The 16,746-nt window shown below is 58.4% G+C and carries 19 protein-coding genes; 7 read left to right on the top strand and 12 right to left on the bottom strand.

Annotated elements, in window-relative coordinates:
• The first annotated feature begins 146 nt into the window (after window positions 1-146).
• Window positions 147-1,064 (top strand): sulfite exporter TauE/SafE family protein, encoded by a 918-nt coding sequence (locus tag AC53L6_RS12870; protein ID WP_299743886.1) that lies wholly within the window; start codon window positions 147-149, stop codon window positions 1,062-1,064.
• Window positions 1,064-1,816 (top strand): TIGR02186 family protein, encoded by a 753-nt coding sequence (locus AC53L6_RS12865; protein ID WP_299201411.1) that lies wholly within the window; start codon window positions 1,064-1,066, stop codon window positions 1,814-1,816. The genes AC53L6_RS12870 and AC53L6_RS12865 overlap by 1 nt, the downstream gene beginning before the upstream one ends.
• On the opposite strand, the gene AC53L6_RS12860 is transcribed toward AC53L6_RS12865, so the two are convergent.
• From AC53L6_RS12860 to AC53L6_RS12835, 6 genes are all read right to left on the bottom strand, one after another.
• Window positions 1,813-3,351, bottom strand: a complete 1,539-nt coding sequence (locus tag AC53L6_RS12860) for an ATP-dependent DNA helicase (RefSeq protein WP_496908132.1) — start codon at window positions 3,349-3,351, stop codon at window positions 1,813-1,815. The genes AC53L6_RS12865 and AC53L6_RS12860 overlap by 4 nt on opposite strands.
• Before the next feature lie 41 nt (window positions 3,352-3,392).
• The gene (locus AC53L6_RS12855; protein WP_496908131.1) at window positions 3,393-4,028 is read right to left on the bottom strand and encodes an acyl-homoserine-lactone synthase; all 636 of its coding nucleotides are present in this window, start codon (window positions 4,026-4,028) and stop codon (window positions 3,393-3,395) included.
• A gap of 114 nt (window positions 4,029-4,142) precedes the next feature.
• Complete coding sequence (locus AC53L6_RS12850; protein WP_299201404.1) at window positions 4,143-4,874, bottom strand: helix-turn-helix transcriptional regulator; 732 nt, start codon at window positions 4,872-4,874, stop codon at window positions 4,143-4,145.
• Window positions 4,810-5,016 (bottom strand): hypothetical protein, encoded by a 207-nt coding sequence (locus AC53L6_RS12845; RefSeq protein ID WP_189370924.1) that lies wholly within the window; start codon window positions 5,014-5,016, stop codon window positions 4,810-4,812. Before AC53L6_RS12845 ends, AC53L6_RS12850 begins: the two co-directional genes overlap by 65 nt.
• Before the next feature lie 216 nt (window positions 5,017-5,232).
• Window positions 5,233-6,513: a crotonyl-CoA carboxylase/reductase gene (ccrA, locus tag AC53L6_RS12840; RefSeq protein WP_299201399.1), complete on the bottom strand. Its 1,281-nt coding sequence runs from the start codon at window positions 6,511-6,513 to the stop codon at window positions 5,233-5,235.
• Window positions 6,514-6,624: 111 nt separating this feature from the next.
• Complete coding sequence (locus AC53L6_RS12835) at window positions 6,625-8,013, bottom strand: 1-acyl-sn-glycerol-3-phosphate acyltransferase (protein WP_496908130.1); 1,389 nt, start codon at window positions 8,011-8,013, stop codon at window positions 6,625-6,627.
• A gap of 82 nt (window positions 8,014-8,095) precedes the next feature.
• Between AC53L6_RS12835 and AC53L6_RS12830 the strand changes: the two genes are divergently transcribed.
• On the top strand, window positions 8,096-8,491 hold the full coding sequence (locus AC53L6_RS12830) for a hypothetical protein (protein ID WP_299599497.1): 396 nt from the start codon (window positions 8,096-8,098) through the stop codon (window positions 8,489-8,491).
• 74 nt (window positions 8,492-8,565) lie between these two features.
• Complete coding sequence (locus tag AC53L6_RS12825; RefSeq protein WP_496908129.1) at window positions 8,566-10,536, top strand: methylmalonyl-CoA mutase family protein; 1,971 nt, start codon at window positions 8,566-8,568, stop codon at window positions 10,534-10,536.
• A gap of 3 nt (window positions 10,537-10,539) precedes the next feature.
• Here the strand turns inward: AC53L6_RS12825 and AC53L6_RS12820 are convergent, their stop codons facing one another.
• Window positions 10,540-10,905: a hypothetical protein gene (locus tag AC53L6_RS12820; RefSeq protein WP_496908128.1), complete on the bottom strand. Its 366-nt coding sequence runs from the start codon at window positions 10,903-10,905 to the stop codon at window positions 10,540-10,542.
• A gap of 112 nt (window positions 10,906-11,017) precedes the next feature.
• Between AC53L6_RS12820 and AC53L6_RS12815 the strand changes: the two genes are divergently transcribed.
• Entirely contained in the window at window positions 11,018-11,143 is a 126-nt protein-coding gene (locus tag AC53L6_RS12815; protein WP_299599503.1) for a hypothetical protein, read from the top strand.
• Here the strand turns inward: AC53L6_RS12815 and AC53L6_RS12810 are convergent.
• The gene (locus AC53L6_RS12810) at window positions 11,095-11,232 is read right to left on the bottom strand and encodes a RebB family R body protein (protein ID WP_366141793.1); all 138 of its coding nucleotides are present in this window, start codon (window positions 11,230-11,232) and stop codon (window positions 11,095-11,097) included. The genes AC53L6_RS12815 and AC53L6_RS12810 overlap by 49 nt on opposite strands.
• A 441-nt stretch (window positions 11,233-11,673) precedes the next feature.
• On the opposite strand from AC53L6_RS12810, the gene AC53L6_RS12805 reads away from it, so the two are divergent.
• On the top strand, window positions 11,674-11,997 hold the full coding sequence (locus tag AC53L6_RS12805; RefSeq protein ID WP_299201372.1) for an H-NS histone family protein: 324 nt from the start codon (window positions 11,674-11,676) through the stop codon (window positions 11,995-11,997).
• Window positions 11,998-12,186: 189 nt separating this feature from the next.
• Window positions 12,187-12,891 carry a purine-nucleoside phosphorylase gene (gene deoD / locus AC53L6_RS12800; RefSeq protein ID WP_496908127.1) on the top strand — a complete coding sequence of 235 codons (705 nt, stop codon included), beginning with the start codon at window positions 12,187-12,189 and terminating at the stop codon, window positions 12,889-12,891.
• A gap of 238 nt (window positions 12,892-13,129) precedes the next feature.
• Here the strand turns inward: deoD and AC53L6_RS12795 are convergent, their stop codons facing one another.
• The 4 genes from AC53L6_RS12795 to AC53L6_RS12780 all read right to left on the bottom strand — a co-directional run bounded on the left by AC53L6_RS12795 (window position 13,130) and on the right by AC53L6_RS12780 (window position 16,741).
• Window positions 13,130-13,978 (bottom strand): urea carboxylase-associated family protein, encoded by an 849-nt coding sequence (locus AC53L6_RS12795; protein ID WP_496908126.1) that lies wholly within the window; start codon window positions 13,976-13,978, stop codon window positions 13,130-13,132.
• A gap of 37 nt (window positions 13,979-14,015) precedes the next feature.
• Window positions 14,016-15,161, bottom strand: a complete 1,146-nt coding sequence (locus tag AC53L6_RS12790; RefSeq protein ID WP_496908125.1) for a WD40/YVTN/BNR-like repeat-containing protein — start codon at window positions 15,159-15,161, stop codon at window positions 14,016-14,018.
• Window positions 15,162-15,255: 94 nt separating this feature from the next.
• A complete protein-coding gene (locus AC53L6_RS12785; RefSeq protein ID WP_496908124.1) occupies window positions 15,256-15,954 on the bottom strand; it encodes a ZIP family metal transporter in 699 nt (232 codons plus the stop codon).
• A gap of 7 nt (window positions 15,955-15,961) precedes the next feature.
• Entirely contained in the window at window positions 15,962-16,741 is a 780-nt protein-coding gene (locus AC53L6_RS12780; RefSeq protein ID WP_299201356.1) for a succinate dehydrogenase iron-sulfur subunit, read from the bottom strand.
• Window positions 16,742-16,746: the final 5 nt, after the last annotated feature.

Genomic DNA, 16,746 nt, shown 5'->3' with positions numbered 1-16,746 from the left:
TTGATGCGCCACCGGCGCCCGAACAATAAGGCGCACATGCTTATGTGCCGCGTGATAGGTCCAGATTCCCCACAAACTTAACCCCAGTTTGCTGCGCAGCGGCATGACATCTTGATTTCCCATACCGTGCCGTCCTAACAGTACCCATGCAAATCTACCTGCCCATCGCCGAGGTATCGGTTAACGCGTTCCTTCTTCTTGGATTGGGCGGCATGGTGGGTATCCTATCCGGCATGTTTGGTGTTGGTGGCGGCTTCTTGATGACGCCGCTTTTGTTCTTTATCGGCATTCCACCCGCTGTCGCTGTTGCGACAGAAGCAAACCAAATTGTTGCCTCGTCCTTCTCGGGCGTGCTGGCCCATCTCAGACGCAAGACGGTGGACCTGAGGATGGGGACCGTGCTGCTGATTGGCGGCCTGATAGGTGCGGCACTGGGTGTGCTGATCTTCAACTATCTCAAGTCGCTGGGTCAGGTCGATCTGCTGGTACGTCTATGTTACGTCGTTTTCCTTGGCGTGATCGGCGCATTGATGTTTGTCGAAAGCCTGAACGCGATCCGCAAAACGGCCAAGGGCACTACAATGCCCACCCGCAAGAAACACGGGATGATCCACAAGCTGCCCTTCAAGATGCGGTTCCGGGTGTCTGGTCTTTATATCTCGGTCATTCCGCCGCTTTTGGTCGGACTGAGTGTTGGCATCCTCGCCGCCATCATGGGTGTTGGTGGCGGGTTCATCATGGTGCCTGCCATGATCTATCTGCTGGGTATGCCAACCAAGGTGGTTGTTGGGACGTCCCTGTTCCAGATCATCTTTGTCACCGCATTCACCACGATGCTGCATGCCACGACGAACTTTACGGTGGATGTGGTATTGGCCGTGTTGTTGTTGGTTGGGGGTGTGATCGGTGCCCAGATCGGCACGCGCATCGGCGTGCGGATGAAGGCGGAACAGCTGCGCATCTTGCTGGCCCTGATGGTGCTGGTTGTCTGCGGCAAGCTGGCCTTTGATCTGCTTGTCATGCCGTCCGAACTTTACTCTGTTGGTGCGGTGGGGGGTCATTGATGCTACGCTGGTTGGCCCTGTTCATTCTCGTCGCCCTGCCCACCTGGGCCGAAGAGGTCGTACTGGGTCTGAGCCAGGACGAAGTGGCGATCACCACCAGCTTTGATGGATCCGAAATCCTGATCTTTGGCGCGGTCAAACGCGAAGCCCCCATCCCCGAGGGTGAGTTGGGTGTCATCGTCACCATTGCAGGCCCACCTGAGCCCGTCACCGTGCGCCGCAAGGAGCGGCGTTTCGGTATCTGGGTCAACACCGACGCGGTCGAGTTTGATGGGGCACCAAGTTACTACGCTGTGGCATCAAGCGCGCCGCTTGAAGAGGTTTTGGGGATTCGTGAGAACCTGGAACACCGCGTATCTGTCACCAGCAAACTAAATGCCGTCGGCGCGCCAAACTCGGTTCTGGATGCCAGTTCCTATGTTGCGGCCCTGATCCGCATCAACACCGCTGCCGAGACGTACCAGCTGCTTGAAGGTCAGGTTGTTGTCGATGAAGACACGCTGTTTCGGACCCGCATCCGCCTGCCAGCGGCATTGACAGAAGGCGCCTATGAAACGCGCATCTTTCTGACGCGGGACGCAGAGGTGGTGGCGAGCTACGAGACAACCATTGACGTCCGCAAAGTAGGACTGGAGCGCTGGCTTTTTGTCCTCAGCCGCGAAAACCCGTTCTGGTACGGATTGATGTCGCTCGCGATTGCCATTGCAGCTGGATGGACTGCATCGGCTGCGTTTTCACTGTTGCGCAACTAGAGTTCTGGTTCCTCGGGCGCGAGGGTGAGGGTGAGGGTGGCAGCCGGAACGCTGCGCAAATCGTCGACGCGCAGCGGACCTGTCGGTTTTGACAACCTGTTCCGAACCACCCAGATCAGCCTGTTCTGTGCGCGCGTGATGGCCACGTAGGCCAGCCGCTTCCAGAGGGGCTGCCCTGCTTCTGTCCGGTTCATGCGGGCGGCCACATAAAGGTCAGGCGCGAACACCTGCACCGTGTCCCACTGCGAGCCTTGTGCTTTGTGGATTGTTACGGCGGCCCCGTGGAGGAATGTGGCGCCCATGCGCGCGGCATAGGGGATAAAAGGTTCTTCCTCGTCCGGTTTTTCTATCTTCACAATTGACGCAGCAGAGACCTGCGGGTCTTCGGCCCCGATCACGTGCAGGCGGGAAAAGCCGGGTTTGCGCCCTTCCCCAAGATAAACAACCTGCGCGCCCTTGATCAGCCCGCGCGCTTCGAGGTCGAGCCGTTTCTTGCGGTGTTTCAGCGGCAGTTCCAGACCGTCACAGATCAGTGGTTCGCCTTCGATCAGGCGGTCATCGGGGGCTTCGTACACCGCGCGGAAGGCATTGATCAGACGGATGCGGGTGGCGTTGCGCCAGACAAGGACCGGGCTGCGCGCCATCAGGTCCACCTCGACACGCTGGCCCCAGACGACACGTTTGTCACGAGCTGCGGCCTCCTCCACCATCTTTTCAAACCGGTAGAAATCGACCTGCGGATCGGCCAGCGCGTGTGCGAGGTCGAGGATCGGGTTGTCCGCTGCCTGCCTGTGGATGCGGCCCAGGTTCATGACCCGACGTTCGGGCAGCTTGTCGAACACCATCGCGCCGGATTGGTTGACAGGGGCCAACTGCGCGGGATCACCAAACAGCAAGAGGGTTGGGAAAATCTCTTTCAGATCCTCGAACTGCTTGTCATCCAGCATGGAGGCTTCGTCGATGAAGCCAATATCCAGCGGTTCCTCGCGCCGTTTCCAACCGGTGATGAAGTCGCTTCCACGCAACCCCGCAGCAGCCAATGCGCCGGGAATGGACTTGTTTGTTTGGTAGAAGGCAAAGGCTCGATCGAGTGCCTGGTCGGTCAGCCCCTCGACCTCAGGCCGGTCGCCATTGCCGGCGAGCCATTCGGCAATGCGTTCGTATTCTGGGTCATAGACTGGTGTGTAGAGGATGCGGTGGATCGTTGTCGCAGGCACGCCGCGAAAGCGCAGCACGCTTGCCGCCTTGTTTGTGGGGGCAAGAATGGCAAGGGTCCGGCGGTCCTTGCGCCTGCGGGATTCGTAATCGCCCGACACGATCTCGACCCCGGCAGCTTCGAGCGCCTTGTAGAGTTCGGACAGCAGAAGTGTCTTGCCCGATCCAGCCTTGCCCGTGATTGCCATGACGGACGTGGCCGAGGATTTCGGCGGCATAAGAAGCGCGTCATCAAGATCGATGCCTGCACCGCGCAACATCTCGGTTACGGTGTCAAAAGCGCTGGCCTGGTCGTCAGAAAGGGCAAGGGAAGTGGACATGCCGCGACCCTATAGATGGGTCGCGGCAGGTGCCAGCGGGATCAGGCGCTGCGCGCGTAGTTGCGGTAGCGTGTCATCCCGAATGCGCGGTCAAACCATTGGCGCGATCGTTCCATCGGGACACCCGCCCGCTCCGCGACAACAGCTGCAGCGCTTTCGTCAAAGTGCCAGAGACCAACGCTGATCTGGTCACGGCCCGTACCCTTGCTGCCCAGCACCTCCGGCGAGGAACCGATCATGCGGTATATGCGAACCATCCGAGCGTCAAAGACACCCACAAAGTGCTCAATCCCAAAATTTTGCATGATTTCCCCACCGCCCAGCATCAAAGCGGCAGCGACATGACCACCGGCCCCGCGTGTCAGGCAGAAACGGGTGCATTCCCAGATCAATGGGCTGGCAATGGGTCCAGAGATCAGATCGCCAAAGTGTTCGTTCACCATTGTGCGGCCGGTCGTGGGAAGAAAGCGCATGGAGCCGCCGTGCGACCCGTCAGGTTCTTCCCAGATAACATAGAGCGGGTTTAGATCGTCGTACTCGTCCCGCTCGCACCCATCTTGGTCCACGTTCACATCCCACCCTAATCGGGTTTTGAATTGGTCCGCACGGTCACGGAACATGGTGCGAGAAAGTTTGGGATAATCGCCAAGATCAGAGGCATAAACATAACGCAGCATCGGAATACTCCTAGTCAAACCGGGGAGGTGTGACCAAAAGCCTACCGTAAGGTAAGTTAATATCTTGTACGCATGCCCGTCCGTTGTGTTGCCCTCTCAAGCAACAAGCGTATTTTACACGACGATCAACCCCCGACTCATGGCCCGGGCAACGGCATGTGTCGTGTTCATGGCACCCAGCTTGAACCGGGCACTTTCAATGTAGACGCGCAGGGTATGCTCCGAGATCGAAAGCGTATCGGCCACCTGCGCGCGGCTGTATCCCATGGCCAGAAAAGTCATCGCGTCAACCTCGCGCGGGCTGAGCGCCTGGGACTGTTCCGGCGCCCGGTCCGGTTCGAAATCGAGCGCCTTTTCGTTGAACGTGTGCGCGATCAGGATCAGGTCACGACGATGCGCGTCTGTCCATTCGGCCCATGTTTTGTCGTCGCATGAGTGGCTGACCGTAAAGAGTGCGAACTGCCCGTTCGGGCCGCGGATCGGAACCGAGAACCCCTGGTTCCCGACCCCGTGTGCAATGGCTTCGGCTTGAAAGGTGCGGGCGGACTTGCTGCTCCAGTCCAGCCGTTTCCAATCTACGGGGTGAAACCTTTGAAAACACCCCATTATGACCGGATCAATACGCAGGTAATTCTGCTCAAGATACCGGTCACGCCAGACATCCGAATACGTTCCGCAACCATACTGATCCCCGGCGGAATCGACCCAGTGGTACACCACGTGATCGACCCTGTAGTGGTCGCGTATTTCTTCGGACGCCGCCTGTAGGGCAGCGAGCCCCTCAGCTTGCTCCAAACCCTCCAAAATAGGTTCCAACGGCTGCCTCGCCGTCGTGACGCTGACCATCCTGTGTTTCCTTCATCGCGGCGATCTCGGCCATCGCGACGATTGCGGTGTCGTCCAACTGCTCAGCGAGCGCATGCATGTCGTTGGAGCGGGCAAAAGTCTTTAGGTCCGTAAGAACGTCCAGTATCCAGTCACTTTTCATGATCAAACTCACTCCCGAGTGGTTAATGAAAGGTTAACACAACTATAGCATGTGTTAACTTGCCCCGAAAATTCACGTATTTCCCCTCCCCAGAAATAGCGAGGTGGTAATTTACAAGCCATTGATCCAACTACATCTGGCCTTGGAACAGCAAAACGCCCGCGAAACCACAGGGTGATTCGCGGGCGTTTACACTCATCTTTGGCGTGTATGGCGTTAACGCCGCGCTTCCAGCGCATCTTCAAGAGTACGCAGACCGGTCTTGGGCGCCTGCACCAGCACCGACATGTTCCCGGGCTTGTGTTCGTTGCGCAGCATCTTCATGTGCGCTTCAGGCAGGTCATTCCAGGCAAAGACTTCGGACATGCAAGGATCAAGGCGGCGTTCGACCATCAGGTGGTTGGCAGCCGACGCTTGCTTGAGGTGGGCGAAGTGGCTGCCTTGCAAACGCTTCTGGTGCATCCACATGTAACGCACGTCAAAGGTCAGATTGTAGCCAGTGGTACCCGCGCAGATCACAACCATACCGCCCTTTTTACACACAAAGGTCGAGACTGGGAACGTGCTTTCGCCGGGGTGTTCGAACACCATGTCGACGTTCACGCCCTTGCCGGTGATGTCCCAGATCGCCTTACCGAACTTGCGAGCTTCCTTGAACCACTCCGCATATTCAGGTGTGTTGACCGTGGGCAGTTGACCCCAGCAATTGAAGTCTTTGCGGTTGATGACACCCTTGGCGCCCAGGTCCATGACGAAGTCGCGCTTGCTTTCGTCGCTGATCACACCAATCGCATTCGCTCCGGCTGTGTTAATCAACTGGATCGCATAGGATCCCAGGCCGCCGGACGCGCCCCAGACCAGAACGTTCTGGCCGGGCTTCAAGTCATGTGGTTCGTGGCCAAACAGCATGCGGTAAGCCGTGGCAAGCGTCAGCGTGTAGCACGCGCTTTCTTCCCATGTCAGGTGCTTGGGCCGTGGCATCAGCTGCTGGGCCTGCACATTGGTGAACTGGGCAAAGGACCCATCGGGTGTTTCATAACCCCAGATGCGCTGGCTTTCCGAATACATCGGATCGCCGCCATTGCAATGCTCGTCATCGCCATCGTCCTGGTTGCAGTGGATCACCACTTCATCACCGACTTTCCAGCGCTTCACCTTGTCACCCACTGCCCACACGATGCCCGAAGCATCGGAACCGGCGATGTGGAACGGCTGGCCGTGCCCGTCAAAGGGCGAGATCGGCTTGCCCAGGCTGGCCCAGACACCGTTGTAGTTGACCCCTGCGGCCATCACGAGGACCAGCACCTCGTGGCTATCAAGCTTTGGAACGTCGACCACTTCCAACTGCATTGCCGTGTCCGGCTCACCATGGCGTTCGCGCCGAATGGCCCACGCATACATCTGTTTCGGGACATACCCCATGGGTGGGATTTCACCCATCTCGTAGAGGTCTTTTTCAGGTGCGTCGTAGGACGCGATGCCAGTGTCGAGTGCCATGTTGAGCCTCCGGGTTGAAAATTCCGTGCCGCAGCGCAGAATCGACTGCGTTACGGCTGAATATGGCTCACCGCGAAATAAAGCAACCCGCGCATTATCATTTTTGTAATTTTATGACTTTGCGCGCGCAGCATCTTCCGGCGTGATGCTGTCCGGATACAGATCGTCGATTGAATTGGCATAAAAGCGGAACAGGTCCTGTTCGTCGCTTACCTTTGCCCATCCATTGTCGATCCAATGGATCATGCCGCGCCGTTCCATGTCGCCCAAAGCACGGGAAATGCGGTTGCTCAGATCATCGTCTGTCAATGGCGGCCGTGTTCCACGCTCGGATGGCATGGCCGTCTTGATCCGATGGGTCATATCCGTATCCGGGATCGGCGCGTCCGTTTGCAAAAACATGCGTGCCAACAACGGAACAAAAGGGACTGGCATCACATCCTGTATTCGACCACGAAGCGTTTCTGCCAGTTGATCCAGGTCACGATCCTGACCCAAAGCCGCAAGGGAGACCGGAGGGCCAAAGACAACGGAAGCTGTGCCAAACTTGCGATACCGCCGCGTTATCCACTGCCACAACAGGCGTAGAATTGCCGCCATCACCACGGTGATACTGACCCCGAACCGGCGATCTCCTCGTTTGTCGGCAGCGATCAGAACGCGATCTTCAAGCACACGGTCGTAGTTAATCGCGACGGGAACAAAGACGACGTCACGTTTGCTGGGGTCATACCCATCAACGACATAGGATAGGAGCCCCATCTTGAGCGGCATCAGCTGACCATTCACGCTCAGCCCGCCTTCGGGGAAGATGGCTTGGGTCACGCCACCCGCAGTTGCCATGCGCACGTAGCGAGACAAAACCTTGCGATACAGCGCGCCGCGCGATCTTCGGCGGATAAAGTAAGCGCCCATCGACTTGATCAAACGCGATAATGGCCATACGCGTGCCCATTCCCCCACCGCGTAGCTGAGCGCCGAGGCCCGCGCCGCAAGATATGTGACCAGAACGTAGTCCATGTTGCTGCGGTGGTTCATGACGAAAACCACCGTCGCATCCGGGTCCACGCTTTGGATTTGCTGATCGTTGTTGAGGCCGGTCCGCACATCATAGAGCGCCGTTGCCAACCACCGTGCGACGCGCGCACCGAAGCTGAAATAGGCAAAGGCGGAGAAACTGGGAACGATTTCGCGGGCATAGCGGCGCGCTTGTTCAAAAGCCACGTTCTCGGGCACGTTGTTCTCATCCGCGTGCTGAACGATGGCCTCCGTCACTTCCGGGTCATAGATCAGGCGCTGGATCATGTCGTGACGGCGGGCCAGCTTGAACGGTTCGATTGGCCGTGTCAGCCGCTCGTTCAGTCGGCTCACCGCCCGCTCCAACCGCCGTCGAAAGAACCAGCGCACCGACGGGAACAGGAAATGCGAGGCAAAAGTCACGGCTGCGAACAACACGATCAGCACAAAAAGCCAGAGGGGGAGTTCAACCGATCTCATCATCGCGTGGACCCTCGCAGGCGTATGGGATAGGAGCAAGCAAAATGGGCTGGTCTTTCCCCTGTCTGCCCCTGAAAGTGGCCGGATGTACGACGGAGATTCCTTTCATACCCTGACCGTTTGGGGACAGATCGGCCTTGCCGTTGTATCCCTTCTGTTTGCTGTTGTTGCTCTTGGGTTCACACGTTTGCTGGTGCTGAGGCGCCCGCTGATCATCCGGGTGCCCGTGTGGCTGGTCGCCTTCATCACCTTTGTTTGGGCATCACCGCAAGGATACTATACCTACTACCGCATGATTTTTGACGGGTTGCCTGCGCAATCCGTGATCAAGGCGCCGCCCCCGCCGGAAGATATCCTGGCACTGCTAACCTTTACCGGGCCCATCACCTTGTCAGCCCACAGCGTCGGGGTTCTGGGATGGCTGATGTTTGTCGTAGCCGTCTGGCCGCAACGCAGAAAATGCCGCGACGCAGCGGATTGACTGCGCCACAAAATTACCTATACCTCACATCATACGAAATTTTGTTACCCAGCCGATTCACGGGAGAGTACGCCATGTCGCAGCATGTACAGAAAGACCGCCCTTGGTTGATCCGCACCTATGCCGGACACTCGACCGCCGCCGCATCCAACGCGCTCTACCGATCAAACTTGGCCAAAGGTCAAACCGGCTTGTCCGTGGCTTTCGATCTGCCAACACAAACCGGATACGACAGCGACCACGTTCTGGCGCGCGGTGAGGTCGGCAAGGTTGGTGTCCCCGTAGCGCATCTGGGCGATATGCGTACGCTGTTCTCGGACATTCCCCTGGAACAGATGAACACGTCGATGACAATCAATGCGACAGCCCCATGGCTGCTGTCGCTTTACATCGCCGTGGCCGAGGAACAGGGCGCGGATGTGGCCAAGCTGCAGGGCACCGTGCAGAACGACCTGATCAAGGAATACCTGAGCCGCGGCACATATATCTGCCCGCCGAAACCGTCACTCAAGATGATCGCGGATGTGGCCGAATACTGCTACACCAACGTACCGAAATGGAACCCGATGAATGTGTGTTCCTATCACCTGCAAGAGGCGGGCGCGACGCCTGAGCAGGAATTAGCATTCGCTCTTGCCACGGCCACGGCTGTTCTGGACGAACTGAAACCGCGTATTGACCCGACCGATTTTCCGGCTGTCGTCGGGCGCATTTCCTTCTTTGTGAATGCTGGCATCCGCTTTGTGACCGAGATGTGCAAAATGCGCGCCTTTGTCGATCTGTGGGACGAGATTTGCGAGAAGCGCTACGGCGTGACTGACCCGAAATTCCGCCGTTTCCGTTACGGGGTGCAGGTCAATTCACTCGGCCTGACCGAACAGCAGCCGGAAAACAACGTCTATCGCATTCTGATCGAAATGCTGGCCGTCACGCTTTCAAAAAAGGCGCGGGCCCGTGCGGTGCAATTGCCCGCTTGGAACGAGGCGCTGGGTCTGCCGCGTCCATGGGACCAGCAATGGTCGATGCGCATGCAGCAGATTATGGCCTTTGAAACGGACCTTCTGGAATATGACGACCTGTTTGATGGCAATCCTGCTGTTGACGCCAAGGTCGAGGAGTTGAAAACCGGCGCGCGCCACGAATTGGAAAACCTTGATGCGATGGGCGGAGCCATTGCGGCAATTGACTATATGAAAGCCCAACTGGTGCAATCGAATGCCGAGCGTCTGAACCGCATTGAAAAGGGTGAAACCGTTGTGGTTGGCGTAAACAAGTACCAGGCTGGGGAGCCTTCACCACTGATGACCGGCGATGGCGGAATCATGGTTGTCGATCCGGCTGTCGAACAAGACCAGATTGACCGGCTGAACGCGTGGCGCGCAGAACGGGATGATGCCGCAGTGAAGGCTGCCCTTTCCGATTTACGTGCAGCGGCGCAGACGGGCCAGAATGTCATGCCTGCCTCGATCGCCTGCGCCAAGGTTGGCGTCACCACCGGTGAATGGGCGGCGCAAATGCGTGCGGTGCACGGAGAGTATCGCGGGCCAACCGGCGTGTCGGCGGGTCGTTCGAACATGACCGAGGGGTTGGATGATCTGCGCGATGCTGTTGATGCTGTGAGCGACCGTTTGGGTCGGCGTTTGAAATTCCTTGTGGGCAAGCCGGGCCTTGATGGCCATTCCAACGGCGCCGAACAGATTGCTGTTCGTGCGCGTGATTGCGGGATGGACATCGCCTATGAAGGGATCCGCCTGACGCCCGAGGAAATTGTGACCGCCGCCCGTGATGACGATGCGCATGTGGTGGGTCTGTCGATCCTGTCGGGCAGCCACATTCCACTGGTCGAGGACTTGATGCAGCGCATGCGAGCCGCGGGGCTGGGACACGTGCCGGTGATTGTCGGCGGCATCATTCCCGATGACGACGCCGATCGGTTGCGCGCCATGGGCGTCGCCCGGGTTTACACGCCCAAGGACTTCGAGCTGAACACGATCATGCAGGAAATCGTGACACTAGCGGATCCAAAGGCTGTGGCGGCAGAATAGCCGTCACTGCGCCTTTTTCGAAACCCATACTGCCTGAGCGAGGTCAGCGACCCACTGCAGGGGCTGCAAAGCTGTGTGCACTCCGGTCTGGGTAGCGGATGCCGCGGCCGTGTCTTCCTTGCTCGCCTCGGGCATGACCGCCCGCGCCAGCGTTGCTTCGGCCAGCAGCTGCATCAGTCGCAAGTGATCGACGGCATCCTGAACGGCGATGGACAGCGATTGCGATGTTGCAAGCTCGAGCCCAACGCGCGCGAGTTCACCGGGGTTTTTGGCAATTTTCTTGTTGAGCAAGACAACCGTTGCCTCGATCCGGGCATTGACGGAACTTGCCGATTTCGAAGCATCGGCCTGCGCATTCAACGTGTTCAACGCCTCTTGCCGGTGATCGGCTCCGAACTGACTGCTGTCTTGGGGTTACGTGTCGTCCGCATCTGCTGAACCTGCCGAAATATCGTTTTTGGCGGGTTTGGGTTTTTGTACCATGGGCTACGACCTTTCCTTGCCCACGACGGGCACCAAAGCGGACATCGACGTGTCGGCGATAACCTATCCCTGCCGCTATCGGGCGGCTGTGTTCTGCATGCAGAACGCTATTGTTTGGGCATAGCACTGCTGAAAAACCGCTGCGCCGTTTGGCTGCGCCGTGCCGACATTGGCCACCAGTGTCTGGGATACAGCATCAGTGATGCTGGTCACTCACCGCTGTTTCTTCGGCCATATCACGCTCTAACTATGTCGAGCCAATCAACCCGATCTAAAACCGGATCAATCATTCTTTAAATCGCTCGCGCACAGTTTCGCGGTTTCAATCATGTTTTCGTGCCGTGCCTTTTGCTGGGCGGCAGTTGCGTCCAATAGCGCCGAAGATACTGATCGCGCCAAATCGGAATAGGCTTTGGCGACGTCGACCGCCGCTTCAATGGTCTTCAGTTTTAATTGCCATAGGGCTCTCCCGTCCTACGGGAAACCCAATTCCGGTGTCATCAATTCGCCAAGTCAGTTTTCCACTGGCGGTCGAAAGAAACGCGCATAACGGGCAAGTCCCCGCCGCTGACACAATTACGATCAGTCAGGCTCTTGATTTTCCTACGATTTCGCCAAATAGAGTATGTAATCTCAAAATAAACTGGACAAAAAATGGCAATCAAACTCGACAAAATGAGCCGCAAGGAACTGGAAGCACTACGCGCTGACATAGACGAGGCAATTGTGCAACGTCGCAAATCAGAGCGGCATGATGCTTTGGCCGCGGCCCAAAAAGCGGCAGCAGAGTATGGTTTTTCGCTGGATGAGTTGACGAGTAAGAAATCGGGACGGGGAAGCGCGAAAGCGTCCACTGCCGAACCGAAATACATGAACCCTGAAAATCCCGCACAAACCTGGACCGGCAAAGGGCGTCAGCCAAACTGGTTCAAGGCTGCTGTCGAAGCAGGCACACCAGCGGAGAAGATGGAAATCTGACCGCGCGCCAATTCAAGAAAGGCCACGTTCCTTTTGCTACGGGAACGTGGCCTTTTTTGTTTCCGGCGCATCTTCCACATTTTGATGTGCGATCCATGCGCACAAATCTGCGCCGTTGTCGTGCGTGCTATTCTCCTTTCCGCTGAAAGCGAGTACTGCAACGGCTGTTCCCAGACGAAGGAGTTGACCATGACCGTTCATATCGGTGCCGCACCGGGCCAAATTTCTGAAACCGTGTTGATGCCCGGCGACCCTTATCGCGCCAAATGGGCGGCTGAGACGTTTCTGGAAAACGCCGAGCTGGTCAACGAAGTACGTGGCATGCTGGGTTTTACCGGGACGTGGAAGGGCAACAGGGTCACCATTCAGGGGTCAGGCATGGGCATGCCATCCCTGTCGATCTATGCCAACGAACTGATCACCACGTATGGCGCGCAGACGCTGATCCGCATTGGATCATGCGGGGGCATGCAGCCTTACGTGGGTATTCGTGACGTGATCATTGCGATGACCTCGACCACCATCACGTCACCGTCCTCCGGCTTTTTCAAAGAGATCAACTATGCCCCCTTTGCCGACTATGGTCTGTTGGCGGCAGCAGTAAATGCGGCCCAGGCCAAGGGCACTAGGACGCATGTGGGCGGCATCTATTCATCCGACGTGTTCTATGCCGAGCGGGCCGACCTGGACGAACAGATGGTTCGCCATGGCATCCTTGCCGTCGAGATGGAAGCGGCGGAGCTGTACACCTTGGCGGCGCGTCACGGGCGCCGGGCACTGGCTGTGCTGACCGTCAGTGACCACCTTCAGACAGGTGAAGCCCTGCCGTCGGAAGATCGTGAAAAGACCTTTGGGGATATGGTGGAAATTGCGCTGGAAGCCGCGTTTGCCTGACGCGACGCTATTTTAGCACTATTTTTCAGCCTATTAGGGGTGGCACAAGCCTGTCACCCCGCGTGCACCATCTGTACACCCCCTGTGCACCCCCACCGTCACGGTCATGCAAGCGTTGGTTAACTTTCTTGTAGCGCGTCTTGCTTAACGCGCGATGAATGCACCGTTATGCATGTGGCCTTCGTCGGAGCCTCCGGCGGGGATTTTTCCAAAACAGGGAAGGCTGGCCCTCGTCGCGCTATGCGCGTCCGTGGCTGCGATCGTAGCCGTTGACCGGCGGGCTCTGCCAGCCATCAAGTGCGCCGGGTGTGGGCGCGAACACTTCGATTTTGAGCGGGAAGCAGGGCGCTGTGTCCGAGGAATGTTCGGACCCGCAATCGCCGCCCGGGCAGGCGCTGAGTGCGCCCAGCAGGTCGATCTCGGCGAAGAAGTCGATGTGGTCACCGGGACGGACCGGTGACGCCTTCATGAAGTACTGACCGGTGTCGCGGGTGAAGCCGGTGCACATGAAGACGTTCATGACGTCATGCACATGCGGCTCGGCCTCGACTAGCGACAGCCCCGTATGGTCGGCCAGCGCGCGGGTCAGGTTCGAATGGCAGCAGTGATGGTAGTGACCGCCCTGTAAAAGGTTGCCTGTATAGGGGTCACACCGCGTACCGATCACGTCATGCACACCACCCCCAAACTCATCGAACCCGTACCAATCAAGCGTGTCGTGGATGATCGTGGCCATGGGGCGCAGGGTGGGAAAGCTGGTCCAGAGCCGATCGCCTGTGTCCACATGGGTGCCGTGCAAGGCCCGCGTCTTGCCCGAGTAGAACCTTTCGGACAGATCGTTTGCATTCCACAGGTTCAAGTCGCCGACCTGCGGCCCTTCGACAGATGAGATGCGAAAGATGTGACCCGCAGGCACCTCGAACGTTGCCGCCTCGCGTGGGGCGGCAATAATCTCGGACAGTTTGGTCATGTCATCACGGGCGCGGGCATAGCGCTCCATATCCGGTTTCGGCAATGTCTCGGGCGGGTAGCAGATCACTGGCGGGATGGCGCGGTGAGCGTCGGCATAGTCGGGGGCATCGGTCATGCGCGCAGCCTAACTGCCAGAACGTTGGGTGCAAGTGTCAGATACGGTCCATCACCTCGACCGACAGGATTGTCGGCAGGTGCCGGGCGACTTCATCCCATGTTTCGCCTTCGTCCCTTGATGCAAAAACCGAGCCGGAGTTTGTGCCAAAATACACTCCCGCTTGCGTCTGCTGATCGGTCGCCATGGCCTGTCGCAACACGGTGAAAAAGCAGGTGTCTTGTGGCAATCCGTTTCGCTGGTCTGTCCAGGTGTCGCCGCCGTTCTCTGACCGCCAGACGGCGGCGCTGGCATCCGGTGGATAGCGCCCGTCGCTGTCACTGTTGAGCGGCAAGGTCCAGATCATCTGTGGCTTATGGGGATGTACGGCGATGGGAAACCCGAAGGTCGAGGGCAACCCTTCGGTGATATCCTCCCAACTGCGGCCGTCATCGGACGACCGCCAGACCCCGTGATGGTTTTGCTGATAGAGCACATCCGTGCTGGCGCGGACAAAGTTATGAACGCAATGCCCGGTTTCGCCATCGCGGGGTGCTGCCGGATGTGCATTGTAGCCGCAGCTTTCTGCATTGGAGAGCCGGTTGCGCCGGTCCCATGTGGCGCCACCATCCTCGGTCGCAAAAACGCCGGCCATAGAAATACCCACCCACATCTTGGCGTCATCCTTGGGGTCGCGAACAATCGTATGCAGGACCAGTCCCGCCCCACCAGGGCTCCAGCTGTCGCGCGTGTCATGGTCGCTAAGCGCATCGTTGCGGGTCCAGTTCTGGCCGCCATCGGTGCTTTCATAAAGACGGCCCGGATTGCCACCTGCCATAAGCCGTCCGTCGGCCAGTGACAGCGACCAGATCGCTGTGACATCGCCATCAAAACTGGTGTCGTGCGCCGTCCAGCCGAAAAGGGCCGCCTCATCCGGATTGTCTTCGGCCCAGCTGTCCATCTCGCCTTTCGAAAGTTTGGACAGCTGCCATGTCGCCCCGCCATCTTCAGACCGCCAGATCCCGGCGCCGCTGAAAGTATTGCCACCACCGGCCCAGATATGGCCTGTCTTCGGATCACCAATCACATGGTTGATGGCCCAGCCGTCACAATGTGGTCCTGTCAGTTTCCAGGTGTCGCGCGTGGCACTGTGCAAAAGAAACGCACCCTTGGTCGTGCCGATGAGAATGGTGATATCCGACATGTCCACCCCCGTTTGATTGGACGCAGGGTATCACAAATCGGCCGTCAGCGGCAGCCGGGGGTATCCGCAGGCAAGATATGCTGCGCTCGAAGGGCTAAATCAGCAGGTCGCCGGCCAATCCAAGGCCAAAGCCGCACACAGCGCCCAGTGTCGGCAGATGCGCGTTCTTCAATGGCACCTGCGGTGCGATATCCTGGAACATCAGGAAAAGTATGCCACCCGACGCCAGCATCATGACAGCACCGATCACATGCTCTTGCGAGGGCGGCAGAGACACCCCGACATAAGCGGCCAGTGGACCAAGCGGGACCATCACTACAAAGAGCCAAAGCGGCGCGGGGCCATCTTCTGACAATTCGCGCATGGCATTGAAGCCTTCGGGCAGGTTCTGCAGGGCAATAAGGCCCGCCACAAGGAGCGCAGTGCCAAGATCGCCTGAGATAAGGGCGCCAAGAGCCATCGCCTCGGGCAGGTAGTCCATCATCATGGCGAGAAACTGCGCGAATTTGCCCCCTGCCCGCGACAGCGCCCGGTCAATCACGGCGAAAGCGACACCGCCTGCAAAGAACCAGCCAAGGGCTGCGCCAGCCCCAAGCCGCTCCGTGCCTTCGGGGACCAGCACTAGTGCGACGGCTGCCAAGAGCGCGCCAGCCCCGAATGCAATCACGCCGTGGCGCGCTTCGGTCTTGAGCCAGTTGGGCCAAGCGGCGTTGAATGTCGCAATCCAAGCGCCCAGCGGGATCGATCCGCCTGCAAGTGTTGCCAGCAGAAGGGCCGCCCAGACGTCGTTCATGCCTGCATCAGACGGTACGTTCGACCATCATCTGCTTGATGTTGGCAATCGCCTCTGCCGGGTTCAGGCCCTTGGGGCATGTCTTGGCGCAGTTCATGATCGTATGGCAGCGATAGAGCTTGAACGGATCCTCAAGATCGTCGAGCCGTTCGCCTGTCGCCTCGTCCCGGCTGTCGATGATCCAGCGGTAAGCGTGTAGCAGGGCTGCTGGCCCGAGGTAGCGGTCACCATTCCACCAGTAGCTAGGGCACGCTGTCGAGCAGGAGGCGCACATCACGCATTCATAGAGGCCGTCCAGCTTCTTGCGGTCTTCGATCGACTGCTTCCACTCTTTCGCCGGGCGGTTCGTCTTGGTTTCGAGCCAGGGCATGATCGACGCATGCTGCGCATAGAAATGCGTGAGGTCAGGGATCAGGTCCTTGACCACGGGCATGTGCGGCAGCGGGTAGATTTTGACGTCGCCCTTCACCTCGTCCATGCCGTAGATGCAGGCGAGCGTGTTGATGCCGTCGATGTTCATCGCACAGGACCCGCAGATGCCTTCGCGGCAGGAGCGACGGAAGGTCAGGGTCGGGTCGATCTCGTTCTTGATCTTGATCAGCGCGTCCAGGATCATCGGGCCACAGGTGTCCATGTCGACGAAATAGGTGTCGACCTGCGGGTTTTTCCCGTCATCGGGGTTCCAGCGGTAGATGCTGAACTTGCGCACGTTGGTGGCCCCTTCGGGTTTGGGCCAGGTTTTGCCTGTCGTCATGCGAGAGTTCTTGGGAAGCGTCAGTTGGACCATTGCGG

This window comes from Tateyamaria sp. LSS28 (assembly GCF_059611725.1).
Note: the sequence above shows the minus strand (reverse complement) of the source record. Positions and strands in the feature narration are given on the sequence as shown.

Excerpts from the sequence above, each read along its gene's own strand:
- AC53L6_RS12845 (WP_189370924.1), bottom strand. The coding sequence starts at position 5,016 with ATGAAAAGTGACTGGATACTGGACGTTCTTACGGACCTAAAGACTTTT.
- AC53L6_RS12825 (WP_496908129.1), top strand. The coding sequence starts at position 8,566 with ATGTCGCAGCATGTACAGAAAGACCGCCCTTGGTTGATCCGCACCTAT.
- AC53L6_RS12835 (WP_496908130.1), bottom strand. The coding sequence starts at position 8,013 with ATGATGAGATCGGTTGAACTCCCCCTCTGGCTTTTTGTGCTGATCGTG.
- AC53L6_RS12865 (WP_299201411.1), top strand. The coding sequence starts at position 1,064 with ATGCTACGCTGGTTGGCCCTGTTCATTCTCGTCGCCCTGCCCACCTGG.
- AC53L6_RS12790 (WP_496908125.1), bottom strand. The coding sequence starts at position 15,161 with ATGTCGGATATCACCATTCTCATCGGCACGACCAAGGGTGCGTTTCTT.
- AC53L6_RS12860 (WP_496908132.1), bottom strand. The coding sequence starts at position 3,351 with ATGTCCACTTCCCTTGCCCTTTCTGACGACCAGGCCAGCGCTTTTGAC.
- AC53L6_RS12830 (WP_299599497.1), top strand. The coding sequence starts at position 8,096 with ATGTACGACGGAGATTCCTTTCATACCCTGACCGTTTGGGGACAGATC.
- AC53L6_RS12805 (WP_299201372.1), top strand. The coding sequence starts at position 11,674 with ATGGCAATCAAACTCGACAAAATGAGCCGCAAGGAACTGGAAGCACTA.
- AC53L6_RS12780 (WP_299201356.1), bottom strand. The coding sequence starts at position 16,741 with ATGGTCCAACTGACGCTTCCCAAGAACTCTCGCATGACGACAGGCAAA.
- deoD (WP_496908127.1), top strand. The coding sequence starts at position 12,187 with ATGACCGTTCATATCGGTGCCGCACCGGGCCAAATTTCTGAAACCGTG.
- AC53L6_RS12785 (WP_496908124.1), bottom strand. The coding sequence starts at position 15,954 with ATGAACGACGTCTGGGCGGCCCTTCTGCTGGCAACACTTGCAGGCGGA.
- AC53L6_RS12870 (WP_299743886.1), top strand. The coding sequence starts at position 147 with ATGCAAATCTACCTGCCCATCGCCGAGGTATCGGTTAACGCGTTCCTT.
- AC53L6_RS12795 (WP_496908126.1), bottom strand. The coding sequence starts at position 13,978 with ATGACCGATGCCCCCGACTATGCCGACGCTCACCGCGCCATCCCGCCA.
- AC53L6_RS12815 (WP_299599503.1), top strand. The coding sequence starts at position 11,018 with ATGGGCTACGACCTTTCCTTGCCCACGACGGGCACCAAAGCGGACATC.
- AC53L6_RS12855 (WP_496908131.1), bottom strand. The coding sequence starts at position 4,028 with ATGCTGCGTTATGTTTATGCCTCTGATCTTGGCGATTATCCCAAACTT.
- AC53L6_RS12850 (WP_299201404.1), bottom strand. The coding sequence starts at position 4,874 with ATGGTCAGCGTCACGACGGCGAGGCAGCCGTTGGAACCTATTTTGGAG.
- ccrA (WP_299201399.1), bottom strand. The coding sequence starts at position 6,513 with ATGGCACTCGACACTGGCATCGCGTCCTACGACGCACCTGAAAAAGAC.